The 20,856-nt window shown below is 41.2% G+C and carries 26 protein-coding genes; 22 read left to right on the forward strand and 4 right to left on the reverse strand.

Going from position 1 to position 20,856, the window contains the following annotated elements; all coding sequences use genetic code 11:
- Positions 1–105: 105 nt before the first annotated feature.
- From argJ to argD, 3 genes are read left to right on the forward strand one after another with little or no spacing between them, the layout of a single operon-like run.
- Positions 106–1,314 carry a bifunctional glutamate N-acetyltransferase/amino-acid acetyltransferase ArgJ gene (gene argJ, locus HMPREF0519_RS08925; protein WP_003635605.1) on the forward strand — a complete coding sequence of 403 codons (1,209 nt, stop codon included), beginning with the start codon at positions 106–108 and terminating at the stop codon, positions 1,312–1,314.
- Positions 1,315–1,326: 12 nt separating this feature from the next.
- Positions 1,327–2,076 (forward strand): acetylglutamate kinase, encoded by a 750-nt coding sequence (argB, locus tag HMPREF0519_RS08930; protein WP_003635607.1) that lies wholly within the window; start codon positions 1,327–1,329, stop codon positions 2,074–2,076.
- Positions 2,077–2,096: 20 nt separating this feature from the next.
- On the forward strand, positions 2,097–3,266 hold the full coding sequence (argD, locus tag HMPREF0519_RS08935; RefSeq protein WP_003635610.1) for an acetylornithine transaminase: 1,170 nt from the start codon (positions 2,097–2,099) through the stop codon (positions 3,264–3,266).
- Positions 3,267–3,341: 75 nt separating this feature from the next.
- On the opposite strand, the gene HMPREF0519_RS08940 is transcribed toward argD, so the two are convergent.
- The 4 genes from HMPREF0519_RS08940 to HMPREF0519_RS14055 form a co-directional block, all read right to left on the reverse strand.
- A complete protein-coding gene (locus HMPREF0519_RS08940) occupies positions 3,342–3,671 on the reverse strand; it encodes a heavy metal-binding domain-containing protein (protein ID WP_003559421.1) in 330 nt (109 codons plus the stop codon).
- 165 nt (positions 3,672–3,836) lie between these two features.
- Positions 3,837–5,222: a cell envelope integrity protein TolA gene (locus HMPREF0519_RS08945; RefSeq protein WP_003635611.1), complete on the reverse strand. Its 1,386-nt coding sequence runs from the start codon at positions 5,220–5,222 to the stop codon at positions 3,837–3,839.
- A gap of 36 nt (positions 5,223–5,258) precedes the next feature.
- Positions 5,259–6,491: a hypothetical protein gene (locus HMPREF0519_RS08950; RefSeq protein ID WP_003635613.1), complete on the reverse strand. Its 1,233-nt coding sequence runs from the start codon at positions 6,489–6,491 to the stop codon at positions 5,259–5,261.
- A gap of 183 nt (positions 6,492–6,674) precedes the next feature.
- The gene (locus HMPREF0519_RS14055) at positions 6,675–6,896 is read right to left on the reverse strand and encodes a hypothetical protein (protein ID WP_190870471.1); all 222 of its coding nucleotides are present in this window, start codon (positions 6,894–6,896) and stop codon (positions 6,675–6,677) included.
- A gap of 467 nt (positions 6,897–7,363) precedes the next feature.
- Here HMPREF0519_RS14055 and HMPREF0519_RS08960 point away from each other — a divergent pair, with 467 nt between their 5' ends.
- From HMPREF0519_RS08960 to HMPREF0519_RS09035, 19 genes are all read left to right on the forward strand, one after another.
- The gene (locus HMPREF0519_RS08960) at positions 7,364–7,840 is read left to right on the forward strand and encodes a GNAT family N-acetyltransferase (RefSeq protein ID WP_003635618.1); all 477 of its coding nucleotides are present in this window, start codon (positions 7,364–7,366) and stop codon (positions 7,838–7,840) included.
- Positions 7,818–8,717, forward strand: a complete 900-nt coding sequence (locus HMPREF0519_RS08965) for an RluA family pseudouridine synthase (protein ID WP_003635619.1) — start codon at positions 7,818–7,820, stop codon at positions 8,715–8,717. The genes HMPREF0519_RS08960 and HMPREF0519_RS08965 overlap by 23 nt, the downstream gene beginning before the upstream one ends.
- Before the next feature lie 160 nt (positions 8,718–8,877).
- Entirely contained in the window at positions 8,878–9,051 is a 174-nt protein-coding gene (locus tag HMPREF0519_RS13910; protein ID WP_003559433.1) for a hypothetical protein, read from the forward strand.
- A gap of 242 nt (positions 9,052–9,293) precedes the next feature.
- On the forward strand, positions 9,294–10,076 hold the full coding sequence (locus tag HMPREF0519_RS08970; protein ID WP_003635621.1) for a DUF1003 domain-containing protein: 783 nt from the start codon (positions 9,294–9,296) through the stop codon (positions 10,074–10,076).
- A gap of 136 nt (positions 10,077–10,212) precedes the next feature.
- Complete coding sequence (locus tag HMPREF0519_RS08975) at positions 10,213–10,803, forward strand: GNAT family N-acetyltransferase (RefSeq protein WP_003559436.1); 591 nt, start codon at positions 10,213–10,215, stop codon at positions 10,801–10,803.
- A 190-nt stretch (positions 10,804–10,993) separates the two neighbouring features.
- Positions 10,994–11,197 (forward strand): helix-turn-helix transcriptional regulator, encoded by a 204-nt coding sequence (locus HMPREF0519_RS08980; protein WP_003635622.1) that lies wholly within the window; start codon positions 10,994–10,996, stop codon positions 11,195–11,197.
- Positions 11,187–11,720, forward strand: coding sequence for a DUF3278 domain-containing protein (locus tag HMPREF0519_RS08985; RefSeq protein ID WP_003559439.1), 534 nt, complete (start codon positions 11,187–11,189; stop codon positions 11,718–11,720). The genes HMPREF0519_RS08980 and HMPREF0519_RS08985 overlap by 11 nt, the downstream gene beginning before the upstream one ends.
- Positions 11,721–11,732: 12 nt before the next feature.
- Positions 11,733–11,900, forward strand: coding sequence for a hypothetical protein (locus tag HMPREF0519_RS13915; protein WP_003635624.1), 168 nt, complete (start codon positions 11,733–11,735; stop codon positions 11,898–11,900).
- Positions 11,901–12,073: 173 nt separating this feature from the next.
- On the forward strand, positions 12,074–14,350 hold the full coding sequence (locus HMPREF0519_RS08990; RefSeq protein WP_003635626.1) for an ATP-binding cassette domain-containing protein: 2,277 nt from the start codon (positions 12,074–12,076) through the stop codon (positions 14,348–14,350).
- A 119-nt stretch (positions 14,351–14,469) separates the two neighbouring features.
- Positions 14,470–14,610 carry a hypothetical protein gene (locus tag HMPREF0519_RS13920; protein WP_003559445.1) on the forward strand — a complete coding sequence of 47 codons (141 nt, stop codon included), beginning with the start codon at positions 14,470–14,472 and terminating at the stop codon, positions 14,608–14,610.
- A gap of 17 nt (positions 14,611–14,627) precedes the next feature.
- Positions 14,628–15,026 (forward strand): hypothetical protein, encoded by a 399-nt coding sequence (locus HMPREF0519_RS08995; RefSeq protein WP_003635629.1) that lies wholly within the window; start codon positions 14,628–14,630, stop codon positions 15,024–15,026.
- 75 nt (positions 15,027–15,101) lie between these two features.
- Entirely contained in the window at positions 15,102–15,323 is a 222-nt protein-coding gene (locus tag HMPREF0519_RS09000) for a MerR family transcriptional regulator (RefSeq protein ID WP_003635630.1), read from the forward strand.
- A 369-nt stretch (positions 15,324–15,692) separates the two neighbouring features.
- Positions 15,693–16,604: a cation diffusion facilitator family transporter gene (locus HMPREF0519_RS09005; RefSeq protein WP_003635632.1), complete on the forward strand. Its 912-nt coding sequence runs from the start codon at positions 15,693–15,695 to the stop codon at positions 16,602–16,604.
- Between the two features lie 43 nt (positions 16,605–16,647).
- Positions 16,648–17,295, forward strand: coding sequence for a metal-dependent transcriptional regulator (locus HMPREF0519_RS09010; protein WP_003559455.1), 648 nt, complete (start codon positions 16,648–16,650; stop codon positions 17,293–17,295).
- Between the two features lie 32 nt (positions 17,296–17,327).
- Positions 17,328–18,188, forward strand: coding sequence for a threonine/serine exporter family protein (locus HMPREF0519_RS09015; protein WP_003559457.1), 861 nt, complete (start codon positions 17,328–17,330; stop codon positions 18,186–18,188).
- Positions 18,189–18,201: 13 nt separating this feature from the next.
- Positions 18,202–18,684: a threonine/serine exporter family protein gene (locus HMPREF0519_RS09020; protein WP_003559458.1), complete on the forward strand. Its 483-nt coding sequence runs from the start codon at positions 18,202–18,204 to the stop codon at positions 18,682–18,684.
- 193 nt (positions 18,685–18,877) lie between these two features.
- Positions 18,878–19,198, forward strand: coding sequence for a PadR family transcriptional regulator (locus tag HMPREF0519_RS09025; RefSeq protein WP_003559460.1), 321 nt, complete (start codon positions 18,878–18,880; stop codon positions 19,196–19,198).
- The gene (locus tag HMPREF0519_RS09030; RefSeq protein ID WP_003635635.1) at positions 19,191–19,823 is read left to right on the forward strand and encodes a DUF1700 domain-containing protein; all 633 of its coding nucleotides are present in this window, start codon (positions 19,191–19,193) and stop codon (positions 19,821–19,823) included. Before HMPREF0519_RS09025 ends, HMPREF0519_RS09030 begins: the two co-directional genes overlap by 8 nt.
- Complete coding sequence (locus HMPREF0519_RS09035) at positions 19,820–20,761, forward strand: DUF4097 family beta strand repeat-containing protein (RefSeq protein ID WP_003635637.1); 942 nt, start codon at positions 19,820–19,822, stop codon at positions 20,759–20,761. The genes HMPREF0519_RS09030 and HMPREF0519_RS09035 overlap by 4 nt, the downstream gene beginning before the upstream one ends.
- The last annotated feature ends 95 nt before the right edge of the window (positions 20,762–20,856 follow it).

A 20,856-nucleotide genomic window follows, 5' to 3' on the forward strand; every position in this document is an offset into this window, starting at 1 on the left:
GGAGCTATTCTTAGGCAAACCAGTCTGTAGGTTGTCAATTAGAGAATGATAAAAAGCTGAAACTAAACTTAACGATTTTAAAAGATATTGAGAGGAAGACGATTTATGCAAATAACGAGTGAAAGTTCCATTGAAGTAAGCACATTTGAGTGGCCGGCAGGATTTTATACAGATGCCGGTCACGCTGGTTTAAAAAAGGGAGCGGATGATCTTGGCTGGCTTGTTTCCAAGGTGCCGGCAGACGCTGCAGGTGTTTATACCACCAATCAATTTCAAGCTGCGCCAACAGCTTTAACCAAGCAAACCATTAACCTGGCCCATAAATTGCAGGCAATTGTGATGAATAGCGGTAATGCCAATTCCTGTACAGGCGTGCAGGGGACACATGATGCAGCGGCTATGCAAAAGGCTGCCGCCGATAAATTAAAAATTGATTCAAACTTGGTTGGGGTTGCTTCAACCGGAGTTATCGGGGAGCAATTACCACTTGATAAGATAAAAAAAGGCATCGACGGTTTGGGCTTAACAAAATCCGATGATGTTACCAAAGCGGTTTTAACAACGGATACGCATGCAAAAACCATTACCGTCACCTGTCTAATTGATAACAAAAAGGTGACTTTAACCGGATTTTGCAAAGGCTCAGGTATGATTCATCCTAATATGGCCACCATGTTGGGATTTGTGACGACCGATGCGGCAATTGAGGGAAATCAACTTCAGGGCCTATTAAGTGAAACCGTGAATCAGACATTTAATCAAATTACCGTTGATGGCGATACTTCTACAAATGATATGGTTGTTGTGATGGCAAATGGGCAGGCCGGAAATGACTCATTGACACCGTCCCATGAAGATTATCCGACGTTTGTGAAAGCTTTTAAGCTGGTCTTGTCACACTTAGCCAAGGAGATTGCCGGGGATGGTGAAGGGGCTTCCAAATTGGTAGAAGTCAATGTAGCCGGCGCCTATAACGCACTTGAAGGTCAACAGGTAGCCAAGACCATTGTCGGATCCAATCTTGTTAAGGCAATGATCTTTGGAGGCGATGCAAATTGGGGCCGTGTGATGCAGGCGATCGGGCAGACAACGGCACACGTTGATCTGAATGGTGTGAGTGTCTCAATCAACGGCATTCAAATGGTTAAAAATAGTCTGGCAGCTGATTATAGTGAGAACGAGGTTGCCAAAACATTGACAGAAAAAATGGTTACGATTGATGTTGATTTGAATGCCGGTACTGATACCGGTACCGCTTGGGGATGCGATTTAACGTATAAATACGTTCAGATCAATGCCTCATACCGAAGCTAGGGGGAATTGTAAATGGGCCAAACAATTGTCATTAAAATCGGCGGACATGCTGCCGAAAACCTGTCTTCGGAATTCTTTAAACAGCTTCATCATTGGCACGATGAGGGAAAACAAATTTTGATTGTTCATGGCGGTGGGCCTCAAATTTCTTCTTGGAGCAAGAAGCTGGGATTAACGGTTAAAAAGATCGACGGGATTCGGGTAACAGACCCGGATGTACTCAAGGTCACCCAGGCGGTTCTACTGGGACTGGTTCAACCAACGCTCTGTCAGAAGGTAACGGCAGCAGGGTTACCGGCACTGGGACTAAATGCCACCGGTCATCCGATCATCTTTGGAAACTATTTAAATCAGAAGTTGTTTGGTGAAGTCGGTCAGCTAACTGATATCAATCAGGATTACATAGCTACGGCTTTAAAAGATCATATTGGGATCGCGGCACCGTTGGCAGTCGGCCAGGCAGGTCAGTTACTGAATGTCAATGGTGACGTGGCAGCTGCGGGAATTGCCAGAATGTTGGGTGCAGAAGCGTTTATTTTATTGACCGATGTTCCAGGAGTGATGGTTGAAAACCACGTTCTGTCAAGTTTGTCGAGACAAAAAGCAAATAAGATGTTTAAAAGTAAACTGATTACGGCCGGGATGCAACCAAAGATTCAGGCGGCTTTTGATGCATTGCAAAATGGTGTTAAAAAAGTGACGATCACAAATAAACTACAAAGCGCCGGCACAACCTTATTGAATAATCAATTAGTCGGTTAGGATTAGGAAGGAAGTTAATTATGAAGCATATTTTTCCAACATATCAACAATTTCCAATGGAACTGGTTTCCGGTCACGACTGGCATTTGGTAGATAATGATGGCAAAGACTATTTGGATTTCACCAGTGGTATCGGGGTTTGCAGCTTTGGTTACAGCAATGAATTGATTCAACAGAATGTTGTTGAGCAGCTTGGCAAGGTCTGGCATACATCAAATCTTTATCCAAGCCAGCTGCAGGATGATGTAGCTGAAATGGTGACACCTGAAAGGATGCTGGCATTCTTCTGTAATTCGGGGACTGAAGCCAATGAAGCCGCTTTTAAGTTGGCTCGAAAGTATACGGGTAAGGCAAAGATTCTGGCATTTAAGAACGGCTTTCATGGCCGGACTTATGGATCAATGTCTTTGACTGGCAATCCGGATATTCAAGCCGGTTTTGCACCCCTGGTTCCGGGAATTGATTTTGCTTCTTACAATGACTTTTCCTCGATTGATCAAATGACGTCGGACTATGCAGCAGTCATTCTTGAAATTGTTCAAGGAGAAGGCGGTGTTGTGCCGGGAGATAGTCATTGGCTAAAAGCCGTCTCACAAAAATGTCATGAACTGGGTATCTTAATGATTGTCGATGAAGTCCAAACGGGAATTGGCCGAACAGGTACGAAATTTGCCTATGAACAGTTTGACGTTGATCCGGATATCGTGACATGTGCCAAGGCGTTGGGAAATGGGCTGCCAATTGGTGCGATGCTCGGTAAAAAGAAACTGGCCAGTGCGTTTGCCCCCGGTTCACACGGGACAACCTTTGGTGGCAATAAAATCGCATTGTCTTCGGCAAAGGGTGTTCTGCAACAATTGACTCCAGACTTTTTAAAGATTGTTCAGGTGAAAAGTCAGGTTGTATTTGACGCATTGGAAAAAGCATTGAGGCCGCTATCGATTGTTAAAGATATTAGCGGTTTGGGATTAATGATCGGCATTCATTTAACCGGCAACGTTAAAGTAGGCGATGTCATTGCCGATTTGCAACAACAGGGCATATTGACGCTATCAGCCGAACATAATACGTTACGATTATTGCCGCCACTGGTAATGAGTGAACATGATTTATTGGCAGGGGTTAATCTGATTCAAAATGAGTTGCAAAAGCAGGCTGTTTTAGAGAAATCGCCGATTGATCAGCTTTAAAAGGGCTATAAAAAAGAAGAAATTCACCATATTTTGAACTGGTGAATTTCTTCTTTTTGTTAGAGAAAATTTAAATTAGTTTGTATACTTAACGGCTGTGCCATACGCAGCAACCGACTGCATATCGGCACCAATCGACCCGGAGTCAAAACGCATCATCACCACGGCATCGGCACCCATTTTTTCTGCATTGGCCTGTAGGCGTTGAACAGAAACTTCCCTGGCTTCGTCAAGCATCTTCGTGTAGTCTTTAATTTCGCCACCAACGATGTTCTTTAAGCTGGCGCCGATATTTCTAACAACGTTTTTGGATTGAGTTGTTAAGCCGAAAACTTCTCCGATCACTTCATATTCCTTACCTGGAATATGTTCAGTCGTTGAAATAATAAATTTCTTGTCACTCATAGGATCCACTCCCAACTACTTATTTGAGACCTATACCCAAAATCAGCATTGCTGTCTCAATGGTTATTATACTAGTTTCGGCAAGAGGCTGGGGGATGATTGTCTGAGAAAATATGGTAATGGATAACGTTACGGCTTGGATAACGTCGCAGATTAAACCGCCTTTTAGTCCAACGGCGTACTTGATTTGAGTATCTCGGCCGGCCATAACATAAGTTGATAGCCATATCCTTGTTGATCAAAGGTTAGACTTTCGCATTCACGTTTGGAAGTAAACGCGGTGTAATGGATATCATTGGCAGTAAAACTGCCGTCACGGACTGACTGGGTTGGAATGGACGTTAAAATATCATCTGTAACATAGTAAAGCCGGTCGTTTGCCGGATTATAGCTGACACCCTGGTTTGGGGATCCACCACGGTTCTTAAAGTAGGTTGGGGCAGCCTGGAACTGGACGTCGTGTTGGTCCAAACGACCATAGAAGAACATATACCCTAAACCATTTTTTCGACCCCAGTAGGCATTACCCTGTTTATCAAATGTCAGGGTGTGTAATTGTAAATTTCCGGAATCACCATGGTACATTTTAAAATTATACTGACGAAGTGGTTTTAAGGAGTCTGTTGTCATTTCCAAAACGGTATTGTTTTGATCGCGTGTCTTTAAATCCGTGAGTGTATTATCTTCTACAATGTAAAGGTGTTTATTTTGTGGATTAAAAGAGAGCGTTTGACCGTGACCGATGTCGACTTGCGGACTTAATTGAGCTGCCTGGGCAACTGCCGCGTATTTAAACAGATCAGGATTCTGTTGCTTAATGCGCTTGATTTGTTTTTGATCCGTTTCAAGTTGGTTTTCCAATGCAGACAGTTTCTGTCGATTAGCCTTGGTAGCATCTTTTTTGCTTGTTGTTGACTGAAGGTTTTGGACCTCGGATTTGACCTTTTTGAGGTCGACATTTGGTGCCTTTAACTGTTCATAAGCATCCTCATATTGTTGATTATGTTGAACGCCTTCGTCTGTGTAGGGGTTAAAGTAGTTAAAAGCATTCCAGACAATCATCGGATCGGAACCGGCACCTAATTTATTTAAATCTGCTAAATTATATTTAACAATGACGCCTAAATTTGTGTCACTTCCGTTTGATTCAATAAAATACATATTTCCAGAGTCGTCAAGGGTCACACTTTGAAAGTTACCATGCTGATAATTGGTGACATTGAAGCCATCCGGCAGGTATAATTTGGTTTGTAAAGTGGTTTGTTGGGTGCTATCCGGCGTTGTCGAATAAGATTCAACAGTTCCCGGATCGTTTTCATCGATCGTTCTTTCAATATATTTTCGATCCATGTTTCCTTTGGGTGTCGTGTTGTCAATGACGTTAAGGTTCTTCTGGGTGTAATCTTTCAACACGTTACCGGCGTTAACCTGGGAAATATTGTTGGCAGGATCGGGCGCGTCGAGAACGTCTGCCGAGACAACTTGTGTTAGACAAAGCATACTAATAAAAGAAAATAAAAGCAGTGCGACTGGCTTTAAACGAGTCTTCATTTGATTTCGTCCCTTCAATAATTAATGAGTTGATGACTAATTTGTCGTAGCTTGGGCATTATCGGCACTGACATTGATACTAACCGAGCTGCCGAATTTGGCTGCACCAATTGTGGCAAGATCGGCATCCGACAATTTATTATCAGTTAATGAATAACCGGTTCCATCCAAAGCCGTGATTGCTTCGTTCGTAATCGCGGTATTGTCCTCGGATCTTAATGTCCAGTTATTACCGGATTGAACGCCCAAGTCGGATCCTTTAGGTGCCGGATCGTCTGCATCAGTGTTTGTGTAATCGATGGAAGTGACGATTTTTTTGGTTGAAGGATCGACAAAATTAATTCTGACAGCGTTATCCGAAATGTCTGTTGTCTTGGTCGTTGTCTTCAGGTACACTGAATTTCCGAATTGGGCGTTAGCCAGTTGTTCAAGCTGCGAGGACGATAAAGCATTTAATGAATAACCCGTAGATTTAAGTGCCGTCTTAATATCAGCCTGGATGGCGTTTTGATCATCACTTGAGAGTCCGGTGGTTCCATTATCGGTTGCTGCGAGTGATTGGCCGGCAGAAGCACCCGGTTTGGTATAATTAAAAGAACCAATGACGCCATCCGTTTGATTAATAATGTTGATTTGAACAGCATCATTCGGTATTGAATCCGCTTGTGCAGCTGTTAGTGATGTTTTGCCACCAACGGTTGCTTCGGCGAGATAACCAGTTTGGCTGGCCGAAAGCGTTTCTAATGAATAACCTGTTCCTTTCAGTGCATCTCTGATATTGTCCTGGAGTTTCTGCTGATCCAAGGCCCCTAACAGCCAAACTTCGGTGCCGTCATCCGAATAAGAAAGACCGAGTGTTTTCCCGGATTGGGCGTTTGGCTTTTGATAATCGATATATTTTATCAGTTGTCCGCTGCTGTTAACCAAATCGATACGAACTGCAGTACCGGAAAGGGGATCCTCAGCTTGGGACAATCCTTTGTAAAGAATCCAGCCGTTAAGTTTAGCCGCTGTTTGGTCAACGCTTGTCACATGAACCCAAGTGTCTCCTTCTCGAGTCCTGGTGCCCATTTTATCAATTTTAAACGCGGCATTTTTATAGGCAACGGCATCTCCAACTGTCCTGCCGGCCCCATAAACCGTGTTCATTGGTTCTGTATATGTAACACTTTTACCATCGTTGTTCATTCCGGGTGCCGCAATGTTAAATGTGTACTTGGCTAAATTAGTTGGTAGCGGGATTTCCTTGAAAGCTGTGAATTTTTCCAAATCACCGGCAAATTTTCCGACGTGTTTGCCACCGTAAATCCAACCCCGATACTGTCCGTCAAAAGAAACAATTTTATAATAAACCTGACCATTTTTTGTGGTTGCCTGCCGGTAGGCAACAAAATTATCGGCCGATGAATCCGATTTTGCCAGTTCTTTGAGCGCAACCTTGCTGATAACCTCCTAGGCTCCCTTTTTGACGGATGGCTTTGTGTAGAGGGCAGTGGTTCCTGTGAATGTGACGTTACGGTTTTGTGCGTCTGTTGTTAACTTTTGATTGTTGGTAATTTGTTCAGGTACGTGAGCAGCACTGGCTTGAGAAGCGATTAACAAAGTGCCGGTTGAAAATAGGCTAAAAGCTGCTAAGCCAAGCACAATCGGACTTTTCCACTTAAACTTATTCAAAATATAAACCTCCAAACGATTTCTATACATTAGTGAGTACGATATGATGATACCGTGAAATTGTAGTCGAAAATTGGAATTGACAGAACTTTTACCGGACGTATACGGAGATTTTACATTGTTTGAAAATAAGTAGTGAAAAAATAAACCGCTTCTCATTTCTGAGAAGCGGCAAGTGCACTTGTGAGACGCCTAATGTGGTTTAGAAGATCGTCATCACTATGCAGTAAATATTATAACGTACATCGTCAGGTTTGACAAAGGCTTATGTGAAAACGGATTAAACTTTCTTACTGAATAATGGGTAACGTTTTCACATGAAAAAGTTAAGGTGATTATGATTGTTCAGCAATGCTTGATTAAGCTTCTTTTGTCGAGTTATGGTTGAATGAGAATGACCAGGCGTCTAATGATCAATTAGGAGGAACCGCTAACTAATATCAAAGCTGATTGGAGGGCTGTTAGAAATGAAAGTGTATTTGGAAACCGTTAATTGTGATCGTCAAAATTACCTTAGTTTTTTGAAACTTGCGGATCCCGATGAAACAGTGGTTAAAAGCTATCTTGATTCGGGAGAATTGTTTAAAATTGTGGTGGGGGATAAAGTGGTTGGCGTTCTTCATTTAGTTGAGATTGATGATGAGACACTTGAAATCAAGAATATAGCGATTTTACCCGAATACCGAGGGCGGCATATTGGTTCAACAGCACTTCAAAGCCTTATTGAACTTTGTCGAGGCAATCATTATAAGCGGATATATGTCGGAACAGCCAACTCCAGTATCGAAAACTTCAAATTTTATCAAAAAAATGGCTTCCGATTTGATCATATTGTACCCGATTTTTTCTTGAATTATGATCAATCGATTTATGAAAATGGCATTCAGGCACTGGATATGCTTTATTTGGTGTATCGGTTTGATGATAAAAAGAAAGAGGATTAGATTGAAATTTACTTGGCAAAAACAATCAAATGAACCAAAGACGCTAAAAAAGTTTTTAAATACTCACGGAATCAGTCATCGAATGTATAAGAATATCAAGACCAGTGGGCAAGTTTTGATAAACAGTCGATCAAGTGATAGTCAGACTAAACTTGCGGATGGTGATCAAGTGACGGTTATTTTACCTGATGAAGCCGGTGACCCAAACGTTGCTGTTAGTGAACAACCAATCAAAGTGGTTTATGAAGATGATAACTGGCTGGTTGTCGATAAACCGGCAGGCTTAACGGTAGTACCGGGACCTGCTAATCGTGACGATACTTTGGTAAATCGGGTGAAAGGATATTTGGTGCGAGCCGGCGCAACAGACATGGTGCCACATATTATCACCAGATTGGACCGTTTTACCAGTGGCTTGGTCTTAATTGCAAAGCATCGGTTGGCAAATAGCCTGGCAAACGAACTGTTGGCAGCCAAACAGCTCCATAAACGTTACTTAGCGGTTGTGAGTGGTGTTGGTTTGCCGGATCATGGTCGAATTCAAAAACCGATTGCAAAGGATCCAAATGGGTATGGTCAGATCATTTCAGATGATGGCCGCTTTTCGGATACCGAATATTGGGTGAGGCAGCGCTTAAATGATGATATGCTGGTGGAGGTTGCCTTACACACGGGGCGTACCCATCAAATCAGAGTTCATTTTGCGTCTATAGGTCATCCGTTACTGGGCGATCAACTGTATCATGGCCCGATGAATATGGGAATTGATCGACAAGCACTTCACGCGGTGATGTTAGGTTTTAATGATCCGTTCTCTCAATCGGAGATTAAGCTTAAAAGCCCGTTACCAAAAGATATGAGCTCAATTTTAGATTAAAATAATACTCATCTTGCTCACTGCGTAACGTTGTTAGAACAAGGCTTAAAATGATGCGCTGAATCGATAATGAGAATTTACTAAAATCGGAGGCATTCCGGTTGAAGTTTCCCCGGCTTCACGTTATGATAGCGGTATCAAATTAAGGAGGAGACTAGATATGTCTACCGAAGAGACCGATTTGACGGTCAAAAAAATTATTGCAGAATTAGAAAACAACGTTTCCGTGCTTGCATGGTTAAAGGATAACAAGAACGACGAGGAAGCCCAGAAGCATATTAAGGCGATTAAAGACGCGTTATCCAAAGCGAAGACTGATTTAATTAAGGCATAATGTTGTGTTGTTAGCGAGTTTGACCGGAATAATGTCTGATATTTCTATGTTCTTGGGTTTATGATATTGTGATGATTGTTAAGGTTGGATAAGCAGTCTTAATATTGAGTTCTGTGTTTGGTTAGGCAGCTCCTTTTACGACTGGAAATTAAATTAAGAACGTCTTACTGATATAATGTTGGTAAGGCGTTTTTTTATACTAAAAATTAGCGATTAACTTGTGAATCAAGGGGGATCTCCACATGGCAGAGGAACAAACGGCAATTTGTTTTATTGACCATCAAAAACATATGGTGATTGATGGACGGTATTTAAGGGATTTAGAACCGGCGACCCGGAATTTAATTAAAAGTGAGTACCCGTCCGCAAAGGTAACGGATTTTATTTGTGATCACGATTTATTGAAATATCAGTTGATGCGTGTTGACGGAATGGTTAAATCGGATGTGAAGCAAACTCGAAAAATCAATCGGCGACTCACTCGGGCGATGCAAAGTGATGATTATGAAATTGTTGATGTGAACGAGAATTTGGAGAGGACGCTAACAATGGGCCAGCGTATTTCGGATGCTGTTGCCCGCTTTGGTGGTAGTTGGGGATTCATCGGTATTTTCACGTCTGTGTTAATTGCTTGGATGTTTGTCAATGGGGCCAGTCTATTCGGCATTCACTTTGATCCGTTTCCATTTATTCTGCTTAATTTGGGACTAAGCTGTATTGCGGCAATTCAGGCGCCTATCATTATGATGAGTCAAAATAGGGCTGCCGATCGTGACCGAATGAATTCCGAAAATGACTATCATGTTAACTTGAAGTCCGAACACGAATTGAGAATCTTACATGCAAAATTAGATAACTTAACTCAAAATCAATTACCACACACACTTGAAATTCAAAAGTTGGAAATTGAAATTCTGGGACAAATTCGAAATGAATTAGATGAACTTCATCGAGAAAAGGCCGGTCAATTTTCAAATGATCAACAAGATGGTGAAAAAGATGAGAAAGAGACGTCGGATCAATAAGACGAAGCCTTGATGAATCGGTTGGCTGGCCGTCATTAACCTGTTTGTTGGCTTTCTTCGTTTTGACAAAAATGGGAAAATTCTGTAAGATATAATGTAACAAAGTGAAAACACGATTATATCTAGGAGGATTTTTTTGATAACCGTAAGAGAAGCACAGCAGGATGATGCGGGCCAGATAGCGCCGCTAATTGATATTATTTTTGATGAAATGCAACTTGATGAATTAGAAGACGTTCCCGAACCTGGACTCGCCAAGGTCATCACCAGGGCTTATCAGACAAAGACTTATCTTTCTGACAAAGCATCCACAGTGGTGGCCGAGGCCGATGGCCAAGTTGTTGGGGTAGTGTTTGGTTACCCCAGCGAAAATGAGGACGATATCAACAAGGTGCTGATTAATTTATCAAAGCAAAGTGCCGATTTTAAACAACCTTATATCCCTGATTCAGAAACGAACACCGATGAATGGTATTTGGATTCAATTGCAGTTAACCCAAATTATCAAGGTCACGGTATTGGAAGTAAGCTATTGGCTGCCGTTCCAAGAATGGCGTTAAATGATGGTAAATCAGTGGTAGGGTTGAACGTTGATTTAGAAAATCCCGATGCAGAAAAATTATATGCACGCAAGGGATTCAAGACGGTGGGTTCGCAGATGATTGGTGACCATTTATATCATCATATGCAGAAACCGGCAAAGGATCCGAGCTTGTTATATGTTTAAAAATTGAATGTAAGTTGTTCAAAGAAAACCACAGCTTGAAATTGCTGTGGTTTCTTTTTTTACTTTTTGTCATATATAATTGACACTTTTAGCAGAATAGATTATATTGTCAATATAAAAAAGACATATATATATGACACACTAGAATAATAATCATTAATGGTCATAAGCCAAAGTAAGGGGGGATGCTTTGAATCGAGTCAGGGAATATCGGAAGAAGCAGAAGTTATCCCAATTTAGTTTGGCAGAAAAAGTGGGTGTTGCGAGACAAACGATTAATTTGATTGAAAATGATAAATACAATCCATCTTTGAATTTATGTATCAGTATCGCCAAAGTGTTGGGAACAGATTTAAATACATTGTTTTGGGAGGTTGAGGATAATGAAAGTTAAGGAAACATTTGGTACTAAAATATTGAAACATTTTTATGGCATTCCGGGTGTACTGGATGAACACGCTAGACAGGAGGTTAGCCAAATTGGGAGCAATGCTTATTTAATGCTTGTCAGTTATCTTCTGATATCTACATTGATCATTTTGCTTATTTCAATCAGGCATCTTGAGAACGCTTTTTGGATTCTGGTGTTTTCAAATTTAATTGCCCCAATTTACGGCATAAATGGGTATGTGTTAGTTGCGACTAACAGATTACATCTTGCTGATAAAGAGGTCAGGGCACAGAATTATGCTGATGCTGTTAAGAAGAGTGTTAAGCGTGGGATAGGTATGGCAGTTTATTTTGGCATCACCATGTTTTTATTTACGTCAATCACCAACTGGTTTATTGATGGAACCCAGCCGATTCGAACGTTGACATCCATCCACGAAATCGTTAAATGGATATTAGCTGGTCTACTTTTTGGATTATTAATGTTCATCTATGATTTGTTCCGGATTAAGAAATTTCGAGAGTAAGAGGGGGATAAAATGACTGCTTTATTAATGATAATTGGTATCCTGTTCTTCTGTCTTCTGGGATTTAATGATTATAGAAGAAGTCAGTTGACCGGAAAAACAAGTTTCTTTTTAACGTTTGGAACTGTCATTTGGGTTGCAGGCAACATTATCAGTCAGTATTTTCACGGGATAAATTAATTTTATTGAACTTTTCATTAAAGCCGAGCAGATAATCGATCTGTTTCGGCTTATTATTTCCCTCTTTTACATATGTAGACATTTCTATTTATTCCTAGTGGATTGCCACCTTGATTGTGTCCTGCTTCTGTTCTATACTTGATAAACTCATTTTTTTGAAAGGAAGTCCTGTCATGTCTGAAAAAGAGTTATTCGCTAATGGTGAAATTACGGTTCATGGTGCCCGCCAAAACAACCTTAAGGGAGTCGACATTCGAATTCCTAAAAAAAGGACGACCGTTTTTGTCGGTCTATCCGGAGCCGGAAAATCGTCATTGGTATTTGATACGATTGCCGCTCAGTCACGACGGGAATTAAATGAAACATTCCCGAGTTTTACGCAACAATATCTGCCTAAGTATGGTCAGCCGGATGTTCAATCAATTGATCATTTACCCGTGGCAATTGTGATCGAGCAAAAAAAGATTGGGCAAAATGCCCGGTCAACGGTAGCAACCTATACCGGTATTTACTCATTACTGAGATTGCTGTTTTCAAGAATTGGTCAACCATTTATTGGCTATTCGGACACTTTTTCATTTAATATGCCTCAAGGGATGTGTCCAACCTGTCAGGGGCTTGGTTACGTTGATGATATTGATGAGTCGGCTCTGGTCGATAAAAACAAATCACTGAATGAAGGCGCAATTACCTTCGTCAGTTTCGGTGTTGATACTTGGCGCTGGCGCCGGTATGCGGATAGTGGCCTTTTTGATAACGATAAGCCTCTAAAAGATTACTCGACAAAAGAGTGGGAATTGCTCATGCACGCACCACAGCAACAATTACACGGAGCGCCGGCAGCGTGGCATAAAACAGCTTTATATGAAGGGATCGTGCCGAGGATTCGACGATCAATTTTACATAAGGCCGAAGCTAAGCATCATCGAATGGAAATTGCCAAGGTTGTTACGCACAAGGCATGTCCCGATTGTCACGGTACTCGGTTGAATGAGTTGGTCAGGTCCAATCACATTGATGGTCAAAATATTGCGGATGTTTGTGCTATGACCCTTTCGGAAGTTGTGACTTTTTTAGAAAACATCAAAGTGCCGTTGGCTGCTTCAATTATTCGTGAATTAACAACGATGCTGAATTCGTTGATTAATATCGGGCTGGGTTATCTGTCTTTAAATAGAGGAACCAACAGTTTATCTGGCGGAGAAGCACAGCGAATTAAAATTGCAAAATATTTAAACAGTTCACTTTCGGATCTGGTTTACATTCTGGATGAACCAAGTGTTGGGCTTCATCCCCACGACATTCGGCTGGTAAAGCAGGCGCTGCGTCAATTGCAATCCCGGGGCAACACTATTTTAATTGTTGAACATAATCCATTGATGATGACGGATGCGGATTATGCGGTTGAAATTGGTCCGGTGGCCGGTAACGGTGGTGGTCAGGTGACGTTTACCGGATCCTTTCAGAAGCTGCTTTCATCCGATACCTTGACGGGGCGTTATCTTCGCCGACCATACCAGTTAAAAACACCACGAAAAGCATCTAGTGGATGGCTTAAACGGACGCACATTCGGACACATAATTTGAAAGACGTCTCCGTTAATATTCCGATGGGTGTTATGACTGTTTTGACCGGAGTTGCCGGATCCGGTAAAAGTTCGTTGGCTCAAGCGTTAATGGATGGGATTAAAACGCCTGTTATCAATTTGAATCAACGTGCTGCCAGTGTTAATCTTCGCTCGACGCCGCTAACTTACTTGGGGATTTTTGATAAAATTCGGCAACGTTTTGCCAAAGCAAACCATGTTTCAAGCAGCCTCTTTAGTTATAACGGGAAAGGTGCTTGTCCAACTTGCAAGGGGAAAGGCGTGACAATCACGAACATGGCGTTTATGGATCCCGTCGTTCAGGTGTGCGAAGCATGTCACGGTCGAAGATACAGTCCGGAAGCCTTATCCTACCAGTATCAGGGACACACAATTGCGGATGTCCTTGAAATGAGTGTAGATAAAGCTAGCCAAAATTTTGCTGATGACGAGGTCATCGGGCCGAGAATCCATGATCTGCAGCGGGTTGGTCTCGGATACCTTAAACTGAACCAATCATTAACGACGTTGTCTGGCGGTGAATTGCAGCGATTATCTTTGGCCACTCAATTAAATGGTCAAGGAAATATGATTTTCTTGGATGAGCCGACAGCTGGACTGCACATGCAGGATATCGATAAATTGTTAGGCCTATTCGATGAATTGATCGATCAAGGTAATACACTTATTTTGATTGAACATAATCTGACCGTTATGACTCAGGCTGATTGGTTGGTAGACGTTGGTCCGGATGCAGGGAGTTTTGGTGGTCAAATTTTGTATGAGGGTGTTCCATCAGGTATTTTGAACGTCACCAAATCCTATACAGCTGCATCTTTGGCGCGGGCATTGAAACCTCGTTAGATATTTCAACCGTGATTTACAATGATTATGAAAACAAATGAAAGAATCACTCTTGATGTCATTGCAAACAGAATTGAATTTGTTATAATTGATTTTTAAATTGTATTTGGAGACTTTAAATGATGAAGAAAAATACGGCGACGGCTATTATGAGTGTGGTTGCAATTGCGGCGAATGCAACGATTGCAATTGTTACAGCATCCTTACTATCAACACCGAAAAATGATGATTCAAAGCATCGTCATCATAAGCATCATTAAGTAGAAAGAGGATTTAAATGGAAGACAACATTAAATTAGGCAATCCGGTTTTTGACAACATGTTATTTGTACTCGATCGGCCGGTTACCGAGAAAAATCACAAGGATTATCGATTTGAAAATGAAGAACTACTTCAAATCAGTGAGGGCGTTTGGGCAATGCCGGCTTATATGAAGAAAGATGACGATTTTAGTTTGTTCTTTATCATTACCGAAATTGACAATGGGCAAACTGTACTTGCATTCTCAACCGGTGAAAAAAAGGGCAGTGATTTTTCTTTAAGCAATCCGATTTTAACCGGTAAGGGATTAAATCTGTTAACAGCCCACGATAAGGACCGGGCAGCTTCGATTTTGCATTTTATTAATCAAATATCAAAAGCGGCCGAGGGCAATTGGCGAATGGTCGAAAACTAATTAAGCGAAAACGATTGCAATTATAAAAAAAGCTGTTAAACTAATCTTAAATTTTGAACTTTTCGAGGTAAAATTATGGAACTTTCACTAGCAGAGTCAGCAAAGCAATTTAACGTGACACCGGAAGTGATCGCTGACTATATTACAGAAGGATTGGTCCCCAGCAAGACAAGTTTGGCTGATGGATCGGCTTTAAATGATCGTGATATGTATTGGGTTGATATGGTTCATTGTTTTATTCAAAATGGTTCTTCAATTCAGGAAGTTAAGAAATTGATAGAACGTTGCGATATCTAGACAAAACAATTGTTTATTGGTAGAGACGATGATATTCTAGACTTAGAGAGGATCGTACCCTTTTTTGTCGTTAATTAGATTCTCGTTTGTATTGATGTTAGATTACGCAGGTAAGATGACAACAAAGAGTTCCATCGTGCGATTAAGCACTTTGAGTATCCAGTGATAAAATTGGATCAGTCTTCGGGTATGGACGAAGTAAAATTTAGTTAAAACCAACAGGGATGTCGGTTCTCTCTGAAAGGCTGTTGTCAAGCAATGCTTGGTGATAGCTTTTTTCTGTACACCTAACAATTATTTGCCCAAAGATGGAAATTTTGGCTCACAAATGCAATAATAATAGTACACATAGATTGGAGTGATTAACTAATGGAAGGAAATGGTCATAATCACGACGTCTTGAGCGGTAGCCGCTTCTTTTTTGTTACTGTTTTAAATGTCCTAATTACAATTGCTGAATTTGTTGGTGGTGCGTTATCCGGAAGCCTTTCGTTGATTTCTGACGCTTTTCACAATTTGGGGGATTCTTTTTCAATTGCATTTAGTTATGCAGCCCATCGAATTAGTAAAAAACGCCAAAATGAGCGAAACACCTTTGGCTATAAACGTACTGAAATCATTGCAGCATTTTTAAATTCGATTGCCTTATGCTTGATTTGCGTTTTTTTGGTGATTGAGGCGGTGAAGCGATTTTCACATCCTCAGTCAATTAACGGTAATTTAATGTTAATTGTTGCTATAATAGGGTTAATTGCCAATTTTGTTTCTGCTTTTTTGCTAAATGCCGGTGCAAAGCATAATTTGAATATGCGGGCTACGTATCTTCATATTTTAAGTGATGCTTTGTCTTCAGTTGCCATCATTATTGGTGGTGTCTTGATCGACATATTTGGCTGGGTCATGATTGACCCGATTGTGACAATATTGGTTGCGGTATATATCTTTTACGAGTCAATCCCGATTATCCGGCAGACGTGTCGAATTTTAATGCAGGGTGCCCCGGATATTGATTATCAAGCAATCAAGAATGATTTGTTGAAGACTAATGGTGTTTTTGGCGTCCATCACGTCCACGCATGGTCGATTGATGAGCATAATATTATTTTTTCGGCCCATGTTAACATGCATGATATGAAAATCAGTGAAGCACAACAGATTTATACTGAAATCGATGATCTGATGGAGAAAAAATATCATATGTGTCACGTGACGATCCAAGCTGAAACCACCCGTGGTGAAAATGAAGATATGATTTACGATCGAGGAAACGACATCCCGTAATTCTGTCATCTAAAGAATAGAATATATAGGAGATTTTGATTTAATGACACCGATGAAAGAAGACTATTTAAAAATTATTTTTGAACTTGGTGGTGCAAACAAACTTGTCAGCAACAAGCAAATTGCGATCAGTTTGGATATTGCGGCAGGCTCGGTTACGGAAATGGTCAACAAAATGGTCGACGAAAAGTTGGTCACCCATAAGCCATATTCCGGGGTTCAGTTAACCAAGACGGGTACGCGCTATGCTGAAGAGTTGGTTCGAAAGCACCGAATTTGGGAGATCTTTTTAATTAATGTGTTGCATTTTGACCTTCCCGATGTGCATCGTGAGGCTGAACAACTGGAACATGTTACCAGCGATAAAATGATTGATCATTTGGATGACTTTTTGGGACATCCAAAGAGATGTCCTCACGGCGGTATTATTCCCGATAAAGATGGTCATTATGAGAAGGATCATGATAAACTGCTAATGGATGCCAAAGATGGTGAAGAAGTGGTTGTCAATCGTTTTATTGATAATCACGATTTGCTGACGTTACTGGGAGATATTAAATTGGATCTTGGCGATCGTTTAAAAATTATTTCGCACGACCCGTTTGAGGGATCCGTTGTTGCACAAAATTTGACGGATAAGAAACAATTGACAATTGGGTACAAGACGGCGCATTACGTATTTGTGAAATGATGATGTGATTGGTTTATGCGTTTCTGACAGTTATGGCAGCGCACCTGATAAATCAAATTAGTGGCGTAAGATTGTCAGTTTTAAATCCGGTGATTTCTGGGGTGTGTAAGCTAATGGACGAAGAACAACGTAAATATGAACAAAAAAGGCAACATGATCAGCTGGTATTGGATACTTGTATTCTTGCCGGAACCATTATGATTGAATCCGGATCAGAAATGACCAGGGTGAATAATACGATTTTAAGAATTGCCCGAAATGCCGGTTTGGCAAAGGCTCGAGTGTATGTGACCGTCACAGGAATTATTATGTCCGGTGGCGTATCAGACGTTGGTGCGCAGGTTGGCTCGATTGACAAGCGATCCTTTGATTTGGAAAAAGTTGCCAAGGTTAATGAATTGTCCCGGCTTTTTGAAGCCAAGCAAATTGATATTTCCGACTTTTACGATCAACTCATTCACATTGATGATGTGGTCGGGACTTTTCCCTTGTGGGTTCAGGAAATCGGTGCCGGGATTGTCAGTGGTGCGTTAACCGTCGTTTTTCGAAATAATATTGCTGATTTCTGGATTACTTGTTTGGTCGGAATGGCCGGCTGGGCTGTTCTTTACTTTTTGAATATTTATGTTCAGATTCGGTTTTTAAGTGAGTTTTTGGCGGCTGCGGTTGTTGCAGCCTTGGCGATTATGTCTGTACAGCTCGGCTTTGGACATCAGGCGGATGATATTATCGTTGGTGCGATGATGCCCCTGGTACCGGGGATTCCACTGACTAATGCTGTGAGAGATGCTTTGTCCGGTAATCTGATTAGTGGTCCTGCCCGTGGCATTGAAGCATTGATCAGCGCCTGTGCTTTGGGCTTTGGCGTGGCGATTGCACTGCATTTTATGTGATGAGGTTGATGAAATGAATCCAATTGAGTTTTTTATCATAAAATGTATTTGCGTTTACCTGTCAGGAATCGGTTTTGGTCTGATCGTGAATCTCCCACATAAAGCACTAAATATCGCAGGCTTCAATGCGCTGCTGGGCTGGTTGGTTTATTACGTGATCATCAATACATGGGGCGGCCTGGGATCGTCCAACTTTTTTGGCGGTCTCTGCATCGGTGTGACATCGGTCATCATTGCCCGTTGGAAGAAAATGCCAAGTATTTTATTTGATGTTCCCGGATTGGTACCATTAGTACCCGGCGGTCAGGCTTATAATACAATTAAAAGTTTTGCAATGGGGAATTATCAAGCGGCGTTCAGCTATCTATCAGAAGTGATTTGGATTGCTGGGTCAATTGCGCTTGGATTTATTGTTGCGGAGCTGGTTAACAAGATCAGGATAAAAGTTGAACGTGATTTAAAGAAGTTGAAACGGTCACGAAAATCAAAAATTTAATTAAAGCGAGGTTGAGACAAGCGAAACTTGTCCAACCTCGTTTTTTGTTAATTGACGAAAATGACGATAAACGGTATGGGAAAATTTCTATTAGTCGCTTTTTTTAAACTGGCTGATTGACAAAGCAGTTCATATCAATTACTATATTTATGAAATCATATTATATGACATATAGTATTGTGGAGGTGACGATATGGCAATCCAATTAAGTTCGGAACTTTTAGATGGATGTGTGCTTGGACTGTTGATGCATGATGATTACTATGGTTATGCCTTAACACAGAAAGTTCAAGAGTCAGTTTCCGTTTCAGAATCAACGATGTATCCGGTTCTTCGAAGATTAAAAAAGAACCAACTGTTGACTACTTATGATGAACCCTACCAGGGACGTAATCGGCGTTATTACCAAATTACTGCGGAAGGTAAACGACAATTTAGTGTGATCCAGTCTGAATGGCGGGACTTTAAAATCGGGATTGATAAAATGTTAGGAGATGAAGCGGGTCATGAATGATTATATTGAAGAACTAAAAGCAATGCTAACGCAGCTGGGAGCTCAAGAACAAAGCGATGTGTTGGATTTCTATACAGAGTACTTACAAGATGGCCAGTTTGTTACATATACTGACTGTGTCAGAGAACTAGGCACTCCACGGCAGTTGGCACGTAAGGTATTGGCGGATTATTCCATTAAAAATTTGAATACAGCTTCTCAATCAGGAAGTCGTGCTAATAAACCCAAAGATGATGTTAAAACAATTTGGCTGATTGTGCTGGCAGTTTTGTCGACACCGATTACCATCCCGCTAGCGTTTGGGGCGGTTGGTTTATTTATTGCCGCAATTGCGGTTGCCGTTGGTATATTAGCGGCTATCTTCGGTGTTGGCTTTGGCGTTATTTTTGGCGGCCTGGTTTCTCTGGTAACCGGATTAGGTGTTGTCAGTAACAACTTTTGGGTTGGTATTTTCTACCTTGGCGTTGGATTAATTGCTGCAGGCGCGATTATTATGCTGATACCGGCTTTTCGAGGGCTGGTAGACGGTGTTATTCATGGCATCACGGTCTTCTCGAAGTGGATGTATAGCAAGATTGTCAAGAAAAATCGAGCAGAAAAACACGGAAGGGGACAACAAAAATGAAAAAACCGGTCATTATTGGGTTGGTTACGATGATTGTTGGATTGATTCTCGCCGTGGTTGCTTTGGGCCACTCAGGCCTTCAAACGGTATATTGGGACAGCGGTTTTAAAGTTGAGAGTCAAAGAAACAACTCGAAGACTTATCAAAAGACCTTTGGCGCTAATGTTAAACAAATTGAATTTACAGCTGATAATGCCATTGAAATCAGAAGTGGTGATGTTTCCAAAACGCAAGTGTCGTATACAACTGGAACGAAGGTTCAAAAAAATGGCGATATTTTAACGGTTGATTCGCCTAACCGGCATCATATTTGGCGAGTTGGGTTTAATATTGATTCCGAAGATGATGATCAGGGGCGTACAATAATTACACTTCCGCGAAAAGTAAAACTAACACGTATTAGTGGTCGAAATAATGATGAGCTTTTCGTAAGGGATTTATCACTTAAAGATTTTCAATTGTCAGGGCAGGCCGATCTTGACATGCAGGATGTCAAAATTGCGTCAGACTTGAACTTGAAAGGATCAGGTGGTGATTCAACGCTTACCAGAGTAAGTGCACCGTCTGTCTCTCAGGACACATTGGGCGGTGATGTCGATTATCAGAACTGTCGCTTTGTTGACAACCACAGCTATCTATCCTCAGCCGGTGGCGATATTTCGATTTCAAATAATCAGTTCAAGGACGTTTCTATAAATGTTCAGGGCGGTGATTTTTCATTCAGAAATAATCGAATTTTGAAGCGGTTATCTGCAAAGTCGGCGGGTGGTGATATAGACGGTCAGGTTCTTAACCGGCAACAATCGCGAGTCGCTGTGAGTGCTGAAGGCGGAGACGTTGAATTGTTTGGTCAATCCAATCATTCGTGGAATATGGATAAGAAGAAAGCTGTTTCATATCATCTGTCTTCCGAAGGTGGGGACGTTACGATTGAATAAAGAGTAGACTGATTACTTTCTTGTATCGTTTATTAAAGAAACTGATCAGTCTATTTTTTGATTATTTTATCAGACTTTAAGAGATTGGAAAATTT

The organism is Lentilactobacillus hilgardii DSM 20176 = ATCC 8290 (assembly GCF_000159315.1).
Lineage (GTDB): Bacteria > Bacillota > Bacilli > Lactobacillales > Lactobacillaceae > Lentilactobacillus > Lentilactobacillus hilgardii.

What these genes read in the sequence shown, in the direction of transcription:
- HMPREF0519_RS09025 (WP_003559460.1), top strand. Translation starts at nt 18,878, where the DNA reads ATGGCAATCCAATTAAGTTCGGAACTTTTAGATGGATGTGTGCTTGGA.
- argD (WP_003635610.1), top strand. Translation starts at nt 2,097, where the DNA reads ATGAAGCATATTTTTCCAACATATCAACAATTTCCAATGGAACTGGTT.
- HMPREF0519_RS13920 (WP_003559445.1), top strand. Translation starts at nt 14,470, where the DNA reads ATGATGAAGAAAAATACGGCGACGGCTATTATGAGTGTGGTTGCAATT.
- HMPREF0519_RS09030 (WP_003635635.1), top strand. Translation starts at nt 19,191, where the DNA reads ATGAATGATTATATTGAAGAACTAAAAGCAATGCTAACGCAGCTGGGA.
- HMPREF0519_RS13915 (WP_003635624.1), top strand. Translation starts at nt 11,733, where the DNA reads ATGACTGCTTTATTAATGATAATTGGTATCCTGTTCTTCTGTCTTCTG.
- HMPREF0519_RS08995 (WP_003635629.1), top strand. Translation starts at nt 14,628, where the DNA reads ATGGAAGACAACATTAAATTAGGCAATCCGGTTTTTGACAACATGTTA.
- HMPREF0519_RS09035 (WP_003635637.1), top strand. Translation starts at nt 19,820, where the DNA reads ATGAAAAAACCGGTCATTATTGGGTTGGTTACGATGATTGTTGGATTG.
- HMPREF0519_RS08965 (WP_003635619.1), top strand. Translation starts at nt 7,818, where the DNA reads ATGATAAAAAGAAAGAGGATTAGATTGAAATTTACTTGGCAAAAACAA.
- HMPREF0519_RS09010 (WP_003559455.1), top strand. Translation starts at nt 16,648, where the DNA reads ATGACACCGATGAAAGAAGACTATTTAAAAATTATTTTTGAACTTGGT.
- HMPREF0519_RS09020 (WP_003559458.1), top strand. Translation starts at nt 18,202, where the DNA reads ATGAATCCAATTGAGTTTTTTATCATAAAATGTATTTGCGTTTACCTG.
- HMPREF0519_RS09000 (WP_003635630.1), top strand. Translation starts at nt 15,102, where the DNA reads ATGGAACTTTCACTAGCAGAGTCAGCAAAGCAATTTAACGTGACACCG.
- argB (WP_003635607.1), top strand. Translation starts at nt 1,327, where the DNA reads ATGGGCCAAACAATTGTCATTAAAATCGGCGGACATGCTGCCGAAAAC.
- HMPREF0519_RS08990 (WP_003635626.1), top strand. Translation starts at nt 12,074, where the DNA reads ATGTCTGAAAAAGAGTTATTCGCTAATGGTGAAATTACGGTTCATGGT.
- HMPREF0519_RS08940 (WP_003559421.1), bottom strand. Translation starts at nt 3,671, where the DNA reads ATGAGTGACAAGAAATTTATTATTTCAACGACTGAACATATTCCAGGT.
- HMPREF0519_RS09005 (WP_003635632.1), top strand. Translation starts at nt 15,693, where the DNA reads ATGGAAGGAAATGGTCATAATCACGACGTCTTGAGCGGTAGCCGCTTC.
- HMPREF0519_RS08960 (WP_003635618.1), top strand. Translation starts at nt 7,364, where the DNA reads ATGAAAGTGTATTTGGAAACCGTTAATTGTGATCGTCAAAATTACCTT.
- HMPREF0519_RS08970 (WP_003635621.1), top strand. Translation starts at nt 9,294, where the DNA reads ATGGCAGAGGAACAAACGGCAATTTGTTTTATTGACCATCAAAAACAT.
- HMPREF0519_RS08945 (WP_003635611.1), bottom strand. Translation starts at nt 5,222, where the DNA reads ATGAAGACTCGTTTAAAGCCAGTCGCACTGCTTTTATTTTCTTTTATT.
- HMPREF0519_RS08985 (WP_003559439.1), top strand. Translation starts at nt 11,187, where the DNA reads ATGAAAGTTAAGGAAACATTTGGTACTAAAATATTGAAACATTTTTAT.
- argJ (WP_003635605.1), top strand. Translation starts at nt 106, where the DNA reads ATGCAAATAACGAGTGAAAGTTCCATTGAAGTAAGCACATTTGAGTGG.
- HMPREF0519_RS13910 (WP_003559433.1), top strand. Translation starts at nt 8,878, where the DNA reads ATGTCTACCGAAGAGACCGATTTGACGGTCAAAAAAATTATTGCAGAA.
- HMPREF0519_RS09015 (WP_003559457.1), top strand. Translation starts at nt 17,328, where the DNA reads ATGGCAGCGCACCTGATAAATCAAATTAGTGGCGTAAGATTGTCAGTT.